This window comes from Parabacteroides sp. AF19-14, from assembly GCF_003635485.1.
GTDB classification, from domain to species: domain Bacteria; phylum Bacteroidota; class Bacteroidia; order Bacteroidales; family Tannerellaceae; genus Parabacteroides; species Parabacteroides distasonis.
The window spans coordinates 1-403 of the sequence record NZ_QTMJ01000066.1 but is presented as its reverse complement, the minus strand read 5'-3'; the positions used below and the strand labels follow the sequence as shown (position 1 = coordinate 403).

The 403-nt window shown below is 38.5% G+C and carries 1 pseudogene; it reads left to right on the top strand.

The window, feature by feature from the left end:
- Nucleotides 1-403: pseudogene (locus DWX33_RS23055) on the top strand (tetracycline resistance ribosomal protection protein); the annotation flags it as partial.

Genomic DNA, 403 nt, shown 5'->3' with positions numbered 1-403 from the left:
TGGATCGGTTTATCCGGTTTGCTCCCAAACATATATAAAGGAAGAATACAAAGAATTTGTATGCAACCATGACGACGATATATTAGAACGATATTTGGCGGATAGCGAAATTTCACCGGCTGATTATTGGAATACGATAATCGCTCTTGTGGCAAAAGCCAAAGTCTATCCGGTGCTACATGGATCAGCAATGTTCAATATCGGTATCAATGAGTTGTTGGACGCCATTTCTTCTTTTATACTTCCTCCGGCATCAGTCTCAAACAGACTTTCAGCTTATCTCTATAAGATAGAGCATGACCCCAAAGGGCATAAAAGAAGTTTTCTTAAAATAATTGACGGAAGTCTGAGACTTCGAGACGTTGTAAGAATCAACGATTCGGAAAAATTCATCAAGATTAAA